Origin of the sequence: Streptomyces sp. NPDC007346, from assembly GCF_040703535.1 — a bacterium.
Taxonomy (GTDB): Bacteria; Actinomycetota; Actinomycetes; order Streptomycetales; family Streptomycetaceae; genus Streptomyces.
Window position 1 is genome coordinate 1 of sequence record NZ_JBEYKR010000190.1, and the last position, 11,318, is coordinate 11,318.

11 protein-coding genes and 1 pseudogene are annotated in these 11,318 nt (G+C 72.7%); 8 read left to right on the plus strand and 4 right to left on the minus strand.

What is annotated here, in order from left to right; genetic code table 11:
• Together AB0917_RS31085 and AB0917_RS31090 are read right to left on the minus strand one after the other, a co-directional pair.
• Positions 1-426 (minus strand): annotated as a pseudogene (locus tag AB0917_RS31085) (hypothetical protein); the annotation flags it as partial.
• Positions 427-428: 2 nt separating this feature from the next.
• Positions 429-860: a BlaI/MecI/CopY family transcriptional regulator gene (locus tag AB0917_RS31090; RefSeq protein ID WP_366823030.1), complete on the minus strand. Its 432-nt coding sequence runs from the start codon at positions 858-860 to the stop codon at positions 429-431.
• A gap of 235 nt (positions 861-1,095) precedes the next feature.
• On the opposite strand from AB0917_RS31090, the gene AB0917_RS31095 reads away from it, so the two are divergent.
• From AB0917_RS31095 to AB0917_RS31105, 3 genes are all read left to right on the plus strand, one after another.
• Positions 1,096-1,671 (plus strand): TerD family protein, encoded by a 576-nt coding sequence (locus AB0917_RS31095; protein ID WP_366823032.1) that lies wholly within the window; start codon positions 1,096-1,098, stop codon positions 1,669-1,671.
• A gap of 55 nt (positions 1,672-1,726) precedes the next feature.
• The gene (locus AB0917_RS31100) at positions 1,727-2,308 is read left to right on the plus strand and encodes a TerD family protein (protein WP_366823033.1); all 582 of its coding nucleotides are present in this window, start codon (positions 1,727-1,729) and stop codon (positions 2,306-2,308) included.
• A 120-nt stretch (positions 2,309-2,428) separates the two neighbouring features.
• The gene (locus tag AB0917_RS31105; RefSeq protein WP_366823034.1) at positions 2,429-3,214 is read left to right on the plus strand and encodes a hypothetical protein; all 786 of its coding nucleotides are present in this window, start codon (positions 2,429-2,431) and stop codon (positions 3,212-3,214) included.
• Here AB0917_RS31105 and AB0917_RS31110 read toward each other — a convergent pair.
• Complete coding sequence (locus AB0917_RS31110) at positions 3,123-3,866, minus strand: gamma-glutamyl-gamma-aminobutyrate hydrolase family protein (RefSeq protein WP_366823035.1); 744 nt, start codon at positions 3,864-3,866, stop codon at positions 3,123-3,125. The two genes, AB0917_RS31105 and AB0917_RS31110, sit on opposite strands and share 92 nt — an antisense overlap.
• 295 nt (positions 3,867-4,161) lie before the next feature.
• Complete coding sequence (locus AB0917_RS31115; RefSeq protein WP_366823041.1) at positions 4,162-4,851, minus strand: FCD domain-containing protein; 690 nt, start codon at positions 4,849-4,851, stop codon at positions 4,162-4,164.
• 235 nt (positions 4,852-5,086) lie between these two features.
• Between AB0917_RS31115 and AB0917_RS31120 the strand changes: the two genes are divergently transcribed.
• The 5 genes from AB0917_RS31120 to AB0917_RS31140 all read left to right on the plus strand — a co-directional run bounded on the left by AB0917_RS31120 (position 5,087) and on the right by AB0917_RS31140 (position 11,179).
• Positions 5,087-6,451: a glutamine synthetase family protein gene (locus AB0917_RS31120; RefSeq protein ID WP_366823036.1), complete on the plus strand. Its 1,365-nt coding sequence runs from the start codon at positions 5,087-5,089 to the stop codon at positions 6,449-6,451.
• Between the two features lie 68 nt (positions 6,452-6,519).
• Positions 6,520-7,902 carry an aldehyde dehydrogenase family protein gene (locus AB0917_RS31125; RefSeq protein WP_366823037.1) on the plus strand — a complete coding sequence of 461 codons (1,383 nt, stop codon included), beginning with the start codon at positions 6,520-6,522 and terminating at the stop codon, positions 7,900-7,902.
• Positions 7,903-7,907: 5 nt separating this feature from the next.
• Entirely contained in the window at positions 7,908-8,693 is a 786-nt protein-coding gene (locus AB0917_RS31130) for a 3-oxoacyl-ACP reductase (RefSeq protein WP_366823038.1), read from the plus strand.
• A gap of 268 nt (positions 8,694-8,961) precedes the next feature.
• A complete protein-coding gene (locus AB0917_RS31135) occupies positions 8,962-9,825 on the plus strand; it encodes an AraC family transcriptional regulator (RefSeq protein ID WP_366823039.1) in 864 nt (287 codons plus the stop codon).
• A 265-nt stretch (positions 9,826-10,090) separates the two neighbouring features.
• Positions 10,091-11,179 (plus strand): iron-siderophore ABC transporter substrate-binding protein, encoded by a 1,089-nt coding sequence (locus AB0917_RS31140; RefSeq protein WP_366823040.1) that lies wholly within the window; start codon positions 10,091-10,093, stop codon positions 11,177-11,179.
• The last annotated feature ends 139 nt before the right edge of the window (positions 11,180-11,318 follow it).

Sequence of the window (11,318 nt, forward strand, 5' to 3'; positions counted from 1 at the left end):
GCGCGCAAGCTCAAGCCTGAAGTCGAAGAGAAGGACAAGGAACACCGCATCGACCTGCGTCACCTGCCGTTCGTCACCATCGACGGCGAAGACACGGAAGCGGTAGTGGCGGTGAACGGTGAAGCCGCAGGCCGTCGTGACGGCGACGAGCGCCAGGATCGACGCCTTGCCGGCGAAGGCGTCGTGCGGGACGGCGTCGCGCACCTCGTCGTCGGACCAGCCGTCGGGCAGCGGATTGCCGGGCAGCTGCGCCGTGCCGACCACCACCAGCAGCCCGAGACAGACCAGACTGCACGAAGCGAGGATCACGGCGACGGTGGTCAGCAGGCGTGCGGCTCTCCGTGGGTGCAGGTGCTGCTCGGCCAGGCGCGCGATCGGCAGCGCGGTCAGGGGCAGGACCAGGGGCAGATACACGAAGACGCCCATCGTCAGCCCTCCGGCCGGTCCGTCGGCGCGCCGGGTCCACCGGGGCCGCTCTCCGCGAGCAGCGAGCGCAGCAGCTCCTCGTCGTCCGCCGACAGGACGGAGACGAAGCTGGAGAGCACCGCGTCCCGGTCGCTCTGCTTGTCGAGGAGGCTGCGCATGCGCAGCGCGGCGAGGCCGGCCTCGTTCGCCACGGGCTGCCACAGGACGGGGCGCTTGGGCCCGGTCCGGGTGACGGCCTGCTTGGCGTGCAGCCGGGTCAGGATCGTGATGACGGTGCTGTACGACAGGCCACTGCCGAGCCGTTGCAGCACCCAGGCCGCGGTCACCGGTTCGGTCGCCTCGCCCAGCACGGACAGCACCTGGGCCTCCAGCTCGCCCTGGCCCCGCCTGCGAGCGGGCGTCCCCCGTTCACCACCGGCTCCTTCGGTGTCCACCGTCCGGCCCCCCTCTCGCTTCACTCCGGCGCCCGGTCACGGCCGTTCGTCCGCCGGGCATCGGGAAATCGTATCCAGCCGGTGGCCCTCCGGTGACGCCTGCGACCGGTTCCCACCTGGCCCAGAAAATCTACAGTGCTGTAGATTTCCTGGTGTTGCCGCAGAGTGTCCGCACCGTCACCCATGGCGGTGGGACATCACCGGGGGCACCCGTCACCACACAAGGGAGAACACCATGGGCGTGAGCCTGGCCAAGGGCGGAAATGTCTCGCTGACCAAGGAGGCTCCGGGGCTGACCGCGATCCTCGTCGGCCTCGGCTGGGACGTCCGGACGACCACCGGCACCGACTACGACCTGGACGCGAGCGCGCTGCTCTGCGACGAGTCGGGCAAAGTCCTCTCCAACGAGCACTTCGTCTTCTACAACAACCTCAAGAGCCCGGACGGTTCGGTCGAGCACACCGGGGACAACCTCACCGGGGAGGGCGAGGGGGACGACGAGATCGTCAAGGTCGACCTCTCCGCGGTGCCGGGGACCGTCGCCAAGATCGTGTTCCCCGTCTCGATCCATGAGGCGGAGGGCCGCGGCCAGAGCTTCGGCCAGGTCCGCAACGCCTACATCCGGGTGGTGAACCAGGCGGACGGCGCGGAGATCGCCCGTTACGACCTCAGCGAGGACGCCTCCACCGAGACGGCGATGGTCTTCGGGGAGCTGTACCGGCACGGCGCCGAGTGGAAGTTCCGTGCGGTCGGGCAGGGTTACGCCTCCGGGCTGAGCGGCATCGTCGCCGACTTCGGCGTGGGTCTGTGACCTCGCTCCACCGGTCCGGACGCAGCACCTCACCGTAACCACCGAAGGCGGAAGCATGACGATCAACCTCTCCAAGGGCCAGCAGGTCAGCCTCACCAAGTCCGGCGGCGGCGAACTCGGCGTCGTCCGGATGGGGCTGGGCTGGAAGTCCGCGCCCCGCAAGGGCTTCCTGGCCCGGCTGACCGCCCGTGACATCGACCTGGACGCCTCGGCCGTGCTCTTCGCGGGCAAGGAGCCCCAGGACGTGGTCTTCTTCCAGCACCTCACCAGCGACGACGGTTCGGTCCAGCACACCGGCGACAACCGGGTCGGCGGGGCGGGCGAGGGCGGCGACGACGAGTCCATCGTCGTCGACCTGCGGCGCGTGCCGGCCCACGTCGACCAGATCATCTTCACGGTGAACTCGTTCACCGGCCAGACCTTCGAGGAGGTCGAGGCCGCCTTCTGCCGCCTGGTCGACGAGAGCAACGGCCAGGAGCTGGCGCGGTACACCCTGACCGGCGGCGGGCGGCACACCGCGCAGATCATGGCGAAGGTGCAGCGGGCCGGTTCGGGGTGGCAGATGAGCGCCATCGGCGCGGCGGCCGACGGACGTACCTTCCAGGACCTGATGCCCGCCGTCGCGGAGCACCTGTAAGCAGCGCCGTCACCACGGCCGGGGCGAACGCCCCAGGGGGCCGCGGGATTCCTCCGGGGATCCCGCGGCCCCCGCACCGTGGCGCACCACAGCACGGCGACACATCGATCGAAGGACAGTATGGGCAGGCCTTCCCCGTTCGGGGACGAGGACAGATCCGACTACGCGGAGGTGCTCGACGAGGTACTCGCCTCGGCGGAGATCCAGCGGCTGCTGGAGCGATCGGGCGTCGGCGGCGGCCAGTTGCGCCTGCGGGCCCTGGCCTCGGTGGCGCGCACGGCCCCGGCCGCCGCCGCGGAGTACCGTGCGTACGCGACCTTGCGGCGCGAGCTGCGCGCCCGGCGCCCCGACAGCGGCCCCTCCCCTCTGTCGGGGCCGGGGAGCCAGGAGCGGGCGGGCGCCGGAGCGCTGGCGGTCCTGGGGGTGCTGACCCCGATCCTCGCCGCCGTCGCCGCCGCGACCTTCCTCCTGCTGGGGTACGGGCTCCGCCTCGCGCGCGGTCTGGGGGCCCTGTCCGACACCCTCGTCCGGGTCGGCTGGATCAGCCTCGCCATCGCGGCGGCCACCTCCCTGATCAGCATCGTCGCCTTCTACCGCACCGCCGCACTCCAGTCGGCGCCCGGCTCACCGCCCGGGGTGGACCGTTCGGCCGATCTGGACCGGGCCCGGGAGGCCTGGCGCACCGCCCTGCGCGACAAGGCGGTGCGGCCGTTCCTGCTCCAGGAGCTGGCGGAGGCGCGCCCGGCCGGGGCGCCCGGCGACGGCTCGCGCTTCACCCCGCCCGCCTACGCCGGCCCCGCACTCCCCGTACCTCTCAACCCGTCAGGCACTCCGTCGCCCCGGCTTCCGTCGCCGCCCCCGGAGCCCGCGAGCGGCGGCGGGCCGCCTCGACGAGGGCGGCCATGACGCGGAGGTCCTCGCCCATCTCCGGGTGCCACTGGACGCCGAGCACCAGGCTCTCGCGGTCCGGGAGTTCCAGCGCCTCCACCGTCCCGTCGGGGGCGTGGGCGGAGGCGACCAGGCCGGTGCCCAGGCGGTCGACGGCCTGGTGGTGGTAGGCGGGCACCGTGGTCCGCTCGGGGACGGCCGCCGCGTACGCCGTGCCGGGCACGGGGTCCACCGGGTGGCCGCCGAAGACGGCGTGGCCGCCGGTGTGGCCGTCCAGGTGCTGGTGCAGGGTGCCGCCGAGGGCGACGTTCAGCAGCTGCATGCCGCGGCAGATGCCCAGCAGCGGGACGTGCCGCTCGATCGCCGCCTCGATCAGGGCGAGCTCCCAGGCGTCGCGTTCGCGGGCCGCAGGTCCCGTACGGGGGTCGGGGTCGGCACCGTAGCGGGCCGGGTCGACGTCCGCTCCCCCGGCGATCACCACCCCGTCCAGGGCCGCCACGGTCTCGCGGGCGGCGTCCGCGGCCTCGTCCGGCGGCAGCAGCACCGCGCGTCCGCCCGCCGCCCGGACCAGGCGGGGGTAGGCGGCGGGCAGGAGCACCGCGGGCATCTCCCACACGCCCCAGCGGGCCGGTTCCTGGTAGGTGCTGATGCCGATGACGGGCCGGGACATGGGACGGCTCCTTCGGTTGTCTCATCGCGGATCGACTGATTGTGCCGTGCGGATCGTGGGGCGGGGGGCCGGTGCGGGCGGTCAGCCGCACGCGCCTACGTTCGGCCTCCGCCGCGGCCGGTGCGGTGAACACCTCCTCCGGGGCCGCCGCGGCCTCTGCGCCATGAGGCGCTCCAGTATGTCCTCACCGATAAAGCTGCGTCGATCAAAGGTTCGACGGCACACCTTTGTGGAACGGCGAGGGGAAGGGCAAGGGGCGCGCGTCGGCGAGCGGTTGCGGATCGCCCCCGGCCCCTCAGGCCAGGAAGCCGCGCAGCAGCGCCGCCGTACCCGCGCAGTGTTCGCGCATCATCTCGCGCGCCGCCTCCGCGTCCCGGTCGAGCACGGCCTCCACGACGGCCGCGTGCTGCTGCTGGGAGTGCTCCAGGTTGCGCACCAGCAGGGGGATGCAGTCCAGGAGTTCGTTGACGGTGGCGCGTACGGAGGCGTACCGGGCGGCGAGCGAGCGGGAGCCGGAGAGTTCGGCGAGGGTGAGGTGGAGCAGGGTGTCCTGGCGGCGGTACTCCTCCAGCCGGGCGCCCTGGGTGGCCTCCAGGGCCGCCCGCAGCCGGTCGGCCCCGTCGGCCGGGAGCCCTTCGGCGCAGAGCCCGGCGGCCCCGGTCTCCAGCACCTCGCGGAAGCGCAGGGTGTCCTCCACGTCGAGCGCCGCCACCCGGCGCCGCAGTTCGTCGCTGCCGTCGGCGGCGGTGGCGCGCGGCAGGACGAACGTTCCGCCGTAGCGGCCGCGCCGGCTCTCCACCATGCCCTGGTCCTGGAGGACCTTGAGCACCTCGCGCAGGGTGACCCGGCTGACGCCCAGGTGCTGGGCGAGCTCGCGCTCGGCGGGCAGCCGGCCGCCCGGCGGGACGAGGCCGAGGCGGAGCAGTTGCAGGACCTGCTCAAGGGTCTCCTCGAAGCCGTTGCCCGCGCGGACGGGCCGCAGCACGGAGGCGAGCGGGCGCGATCCGGTCTCCGCCTCCGCGGCCGCCGCCTCCGCGCCGCCCGCCTTCCCGCCCGCTGCCGCGCCGCCCGTCGTCGTGCCGTCGAGCTCCGGGACGCCCTCGGCTGCCGCCGGTCGGGTGCCGGCGGATCTCCTTCTGGTGACCACTCGCGGATCCCCTTCCCAAGCAATGGTTCTCTGCCATACCTTAAGCCTCCCGGTTCACCCAAGGAGGAATCCCGTGGCAGACCGCACACCCCCGCTCACCGTCGACGAGCTCCGCTCACACGTCGCCGACGGGTCGATCGACACTGTGGTGCTGGCCTTCCCCGACATGCAGGGCCGGCTCCAGGGGAAGCGGTTCGCGGCCGGGTTCTTCCTCGACGAGGTGCTGGAGCACGGCAGCGAGGGCTGCAACTACCTGCTGGCCGTGGACACCGAGATGCGGACCGTCGACGGCTACGCGATGTCGTCCTGGGAGAACGGCTACGGCGACTTCGGCATGGTCCCCGACCCCGCCACGCTGCGCCCACTCCCCTGGCACGAGGGCACCGCCCTGCTCATCGCCGACCTCGCCTGGCACGACGGCAGCCCGGTCGTGGCGGCGCCGCGCCAGATCCTGCGCCGCCAGCTCGACCGGCTGGCCTCGCTCGGCTACACGGCACAGGTCGGCACGGAGCTGGAGTTCATCGTCTTCCGGGACAGTTACGAGGAGGCCTGGGACCGGGACTACCGCGGGCTGACCCCGGCCAACCAGTACAACATCGACTACTCGATCCTCGGCACCGGCCGGATCGAGCCGCTGCTGCGCCGCATCCGCAACGAGATGCAGCGGGCCGGGCTGACCGTGGAGTCCGCCAAGGGCGAGTGCAATCCGGGCCAGCACGAGATCGTCTTCCGTTACGACGAGGCGCTGACCACCTGCGACCAGCACGCCGTCTACAAGACCGGCGCCAAGGAGATCGCGGCCCAGGAGGGTGTCTCGCTGACCTTCATGGCCAAGTACGACGAGCGCGAGGGCAACTCCTGCCACATCCACCTCTCGCTCACCGACGAGAACGGCGAGAACGCGATGGCGGGTGACGGGCCGGACGGCATGTCCGAGCTGATGGGCCACTTCCTGGCCGGTCAACTCGCCGCCCTGCGGGACTTCTCCCTCCTGTACGCGCCCAACATCAACTCCTACAAACGCTTCCAGCCGGGCTCCTTCGCACCCACCGCCGTCGCCTGGGGCGTCGACAACCGCACCTGCGCCCTGCGGGTCGTCGGCCACGGCCGCTCGACGCGCTTCGAGAACCGGCTCCCCGGCGGCGACGTCAACCCGCACCTCGCCGTGGCCGGAATGGTCGCCGCCGGTCTGTACGGGGTCGAGCACCGGCTGCCGCTGCCCACGGCGTGTACGGGCAACGCCTACACCGCCGCGTACGACCAGGTGCCGACGACCCTGCGCGAGGCGGCCGAGCTGTGGGAGGCCAGTCCCCTCGCCAAGGAGGCGTTCGGCGAGGAGGTCGTCGCGCACTACCTGAACATGGCCGAGGTCGAACTCACCGCGTACGACGCCGCGGTGACCGACTGGGAGCTGCGCCGCTCCTTCGAACGGCTCTGACGGTCCAAGCGCCTCCGGCAGCCTGAACGTCTCCGACAACCATCAGCTCTCGCGATCGAGGTCCGTACGTGTCCCAGCCCGCCCTGGACGTCCTCAACCCGGCGACCGCCGAGGTCATCGCCACCGTGCCCGCCGCCTCGGCGGCCGACGTGGACGCGGCCGTGGTCCGCGCCGCCGCCGCACAGCGCCCCTGGGCCGCCGCCGCACCCGCCGACCGGGCCCGGCTGCTGCGCCGCTTCGCCGCCGTCGTCGACGAACACATCGAGGAACTGGCCCAGTTGGAAGTCCGGGAGGCCGGACACACCATCGACAACGCCCGCTGGGAGGCGGGGAACGTCCGCGACCTCCTCGACTACAGCGCGGGCGGCGCGGAGCGGCTGCTCGGCCGGCAGATCCCGGTCGCGGGCGGCATCGACTTCACCATCCTGGAGCCGCTGGGCGTCATCGGCGTCATCGCTCCGTGGAACTTCCCGATGCCCATCGCCGCCTGGGGCCTGGCCCCGGCGCTCGCCGCGGGCAACGCCGTCCTGCTCAAGCCCGCCGAGACCACGCCGCTGACCGCTCTGCGGCTGGCCGAACTCGCCCTGGGGGCAGGCCTTCCCGAGGGGCTGTTCCAGGTGCTGCCCGGCCAGGGCCCGGTCGCCGGGAGCGCCCTGGTGGAGCATCCGGGGGTCGCGAAGATCGTGTTCACCGGTTCGACCCGGACCGGGAAGCAGATCATGACCCGCTGCGCGGAGCGCGTGAAGCGCCTCACCCTCGAACTCGGCGGCAAGAGCCCGAACATCGTCTTCGCCGACGCCGACGTGGAGGCCGCGGCGGCGGCCGCCCCGATGTCCTTCCTCGACAACGCGGGCCAGGACTGCTGCGCCCGGACCCGGATCCTGGTCGAGCGCTCCGTGTACGACCGCTTCCTGGAGCTGCTCGGCCCGGCCGTCGCCGCCGTGGTGGTGGGCGACCCGGCCGACGAGAAGACGCAGATGGGCCCGCTGATCTCGGCCCTCCAGCTCGACCGGGTACGGGGCTTCGTCGACGCCGGCCGGTCAGCCGACAGCGTACGGGCGCTTCTCGGCGACGCACCCGAGGGGCCCGGGTTCTGGTACCCGCCGACCGTTCTCACCGGGGTCGCGGCCGACGCTCCGGTGGCCGTGGAGGAGGTCTTCGGGCCGGTCGCGGTGGTCCTGCCGTTCGACGGCGAGGAGGAGGCGCTGCGCCTGGCGAACGCCACCGACTACGGGCTGGCCGGGTCCGTCTGGTCCCGGGACATCGGGCGGGCGCTCCGCGTCGGCCAGGGCCTGCGGGCGGGCAACCTGTCGGTCAACTCGCACTCCGGTGTGCGCTATTCGACCCCCTTCGGCGGCTACAAGCAGTCGGGGCTGGGCCGCGAGCTCGGTCCCGACGCCCTGGCCGCCTTCACCGAGACCAAGAACGTCTTCATCAGCACGGAGGCCTGAGCACCATGACCGACACTCCTTCCGTCTGCCGCCGCCTGGTCGGCCGCACCGCCGTCGTCACCGGAGCCGGCAGCGGCATCGGTCTGGCCACCGTGCGGCGGCTGGCCGCCGAGGGCGCCCATGTCGTCTGCGCCGATGTGGACGAGGAGCGCGGCAAGGCCGCCGCCGAGGAGGCCGGCGGGCTCTTCGTCCGTACGGACGTCACCGACGCCGAGCAGGTCGACGCCCTCTTCAAGGCGGCGTCCGACACCTACGGTTCGGTCGACATCGCGTTCAACAACGCGGGGATCTCGCCTCCGGAGGACGACTCCATCCTGGAGACCGGCCTGGAGGCCTGGCGCCGGGTGCAGGAGGTCAACCTCACCTCCGTCTACCTGTGCTGCAAGGCCGCCATCCCGTACATGCGCGCCCAGGGCAAGGGCTCCATCATCAACACGGCCTCCTTCGTGGCCCGGATGGGGGCGGCGACCTCGCAGATCTCGTACACCGCGTCCAAGGGCGGGGTGCTGGCGATGTCGCGCGAGCTGGGGGTGCAGTTCGCGCGCGACGGCATCCGCGTCAACGCGCTCTGCCCCGGGCCGGTCAACACTCCGCTGCTCCAGGAGCTGTTCGCCAAGGATCCGGAGCGGGCCGCGCGGCGGCTGGTGCACATCCCGGTCGGCCGGTTCGCCGAGCCGGTCGAGATCGCCGCCGCCGTGGCGTTCCTGGCGAGCGACGACTCCTCGTTCGTCAACGCGACGGACTTCCTGGTGGACGGCGGGATCGCCGGGGCGTACGTCACCCCCGTCTGAACCCGCCCGAGCGGGGGGCCGCTCGGCCCCCCGCGCCGGCCCGGTGTCGTAGCTGATCAAAGGCTGTTCGGCTGCTCGAGCAGGGCCACGATGCCGGGCGAGAACGGAACGCCTGGTCCATCAGGGGCCGCTGAGCAGGGCGTTCGTGCCGCGGCGCACCCGTTACGTCAACGCGGTGCTGTTCCTTACCCGAGGGCCGGGTGCCGGGCGGGGCGCCGGGGGCGCCCCGCTGAGACGACGACATGAAGGTTAGGCTACCCTAACCTTCATGTCGGTTTCGGTTGTTTCCCCCGGTCGCGGGCGTGCGGGGACGCTCTCGGCGACCCCGCTCCGCTGGGCCGAGCCCTCGGTCGGCGGTCCCGTGGTGGAGGCGCCCTATCTGCTGACCACGGCGGTCCTCGACGGCTCCCTCCCCGCCGGGTCGGCCATGAGCGGGGTGCACACCCACGACGACGCGCTCCTGGTCTGGCCGCACGCCGGCTCGACGACGCTGCACACCCGCCGCACCGTGCGCCGCCTCGTTCCGGGGCAGGCCGTGTGGATGCCGCCGGGCACCCCGCACGCCTCCCACCCCGATCCGGGGAGCGTGAGCTGCTACACCTATGTGACCCGGGCGGCGATCCCCCCGCACTGGACCGCCCCGCGTTCCCTGCGGATGGGGCGGGCGCTCCAGGAGATGCTGCTGCATCTCGACGCCAACCCTATGCCCGACGACCGGCGGCTGCGGGCCCAGCGGCTCATCATCGAGATGCTGGAGGAGGACCCGCACGCGGCGATGGAGGTCCCCGTCCCCGAGGACTCACGCATCCGCGCCATGGCCGAGGACATCATGCGCGACCCGGAGAGCGACCTCTCGCTGGAGGAGTGGGCGGCGCGGCACGCGCTGAGCGTGCGTACCGTCACGCGGGCGTTCGGCCGGGACGTCGGGATGCCGTTCACCCGGTGGCGGTCGCTGGTACGGATGTCCACCGCGACGACCCTGCTCGCCCAGGGCCGCCCGGTCAATCTGGTCGCGCACCGCTGCGGCTACTCCACGACGAGCGCGTTCTCCGCGGCGTTCCGCCGGGTGACCGGGACCAGCCCGACGGCGTACCTGCGCGAACAGTCGGCGCTCGCACCCGCCGGCCACTGAGACCCGGCGCCCCCTCCGGCCGCGTCCGACGGCCGTACCGCGACGCCCGGCGCCCCACGCTTCTGCCGCGTGGCCGATTCGCGACGCACCCTGGCCCGTTCGCGACCCTCCTCGGCCCTCCGCCCTTCTACCGTTCAGCGAGGCAAGGGTTACCTAACCTCGACGGTGCCGGTGTGACCGTGTCCACCGCGCACCGCCGTGGCCGCCCCTGCCCGCACACCCCCGCACTCGCGCCACCCCGCGATGTCCTGATCCGAGGAGAACCGTGTCCCCATCCATTCCGGCCGGACGCCGAACGGGCCCGCTGGCCCGTGTCCTGGCGCTCGCCATCGGCGCCGTACTCGTCCTGGGAGGCTGCGGCAGCGGTGAGTCCGGCAAGAGCGCCCCGCAGGCGAAGGCCGGCGGCACGTCCGGCAGCTTCCCCGTGGACATCAAGCACGCCCACGGCACCACGACCATCGAGAAGAAGCCCCAGCGGGTCGTCGCGCTGAGCTGGATGTCGCTGGACATCGTCGCCGCGCTCGGCACCGTACCGGTCGGCGTGGACGAGCAGTGGGGCGGCGACAAGGACGGGTACACGCCGTGGTTCCGCACCCAGGTCGAGAAGCTCGGCGGGCCCCTTCCCGAGACGCTGAAGTACGGTGACGCGGGCGAGATCGACTTCGAGCAGATCCTCTCCCTCGAACCGGACCTCATCGTCGGCCTGTACTCCGGCATCACGGACGTCGACTACAAGCGCCTCACCGAGATCGCCCCCACCCTCCCCTACCTCAAGAAGCCCTGGGACGGCGGGACCTGGCAGGAGATGACCCGCACCATCGGCACGGCGATGGGCGAGGAGAAGAAGGCCGAGAGCCTGGTCGAGGACGTCGGCGGGCAGCTGGCGGCGGTCGCGGTGGACCACCCGGAGTTCAAGGACAAGACCTTCACCTACGCGGTCGCCCTCACCCCCGGGTCCACGGAGGTCGGTCTGTACCTCGACTACGACGCCCGGGTCCGGCTGCTGACCGAGATCGGCTTCAGGAACACCCCGTCGATGAGCAAGATCGCCGCCACCGCGAAGGACACCAACTGGTACGGCGGGATCAGCCTGGAGAAGCTCGACACCATCGAGGCCGACGTGGTCGTGGCCTGGGCGAACGCCCCCGCCGAGGTCACGTACTCGCTCAAGGACCCCCTCTTCTCCCGCTGGAAGCCGATCGCCGGCAAGAACTACGCCTTCGTCCAGGACGCGGAGCTGGCCATGGCGACGAGCGGACCGACCGTGCTCTCCATCCCGTGGGGCCTCGAACGCTATGTGCCGATGCTCGCCGACGCCGTCGCGGGCAAGGGCAGCACCGGCGCGGGCTCCTGACCCCCGGGGCGGGGGGGGGGGGCCCGCCCGCCCCGCCCGGGCGGCCGCGCGCGCCGCCCGGCCCCCCCCCCACCGCCCCCCGGCGGCGGCGCCCGCAGCACCCCCACCCCCGGCCCGCCCGGCGAGCGGCCCCGCGCCG

Excerpts from the sequence above, each read along its gene's own strand:
- AB0917_RS31135 (WP_366823039.1), top strand. The coding sequence starts at position 8,962 with ATGTCGGTTTCGGTTGTTTCCCCCGGTCGCGGGCGTGCGGGGACGCTC.
- AB0917_RS31130 (WP_366823038.1), top strand. The coding sequence starts at position 7,908 with ATGACCGACACTCCTTCCGTCTGCCGCCGCCTGGTCGGCCGCACCGCC.
- AB0917_RS31100 (WP_366823033.1), top strand. The coding sequence starts at position 1,727 with ATGACGATCAACCTCTCCAAGGGCCAGCAGGTCAGCCTCACCAAGTCC.
- AB0917_RS31110 (WP_366823035.1), bottom strand. The coding sequence starts at position 3,866 with ATGTCCCGGCCCGTCATCGGCATCAGCACCTACCAGGAACCGGCCCGC.
- AB0917_RS31105 (WP_366823034.1), top strand. The coding sequence starts at position 2,429 with ATGGGCAGGCCTTCCCCGTTCGGGGACGAGGACAGATCCGACTACGCG.
- AB0917_RS31095 (WP_366823032.1), top strand. The coding sequence starts at position 1,096 with ATGGGCGTGAGCCTGGCCAAGGGCGGAAATGTCTCGCTGACCAAGGAG.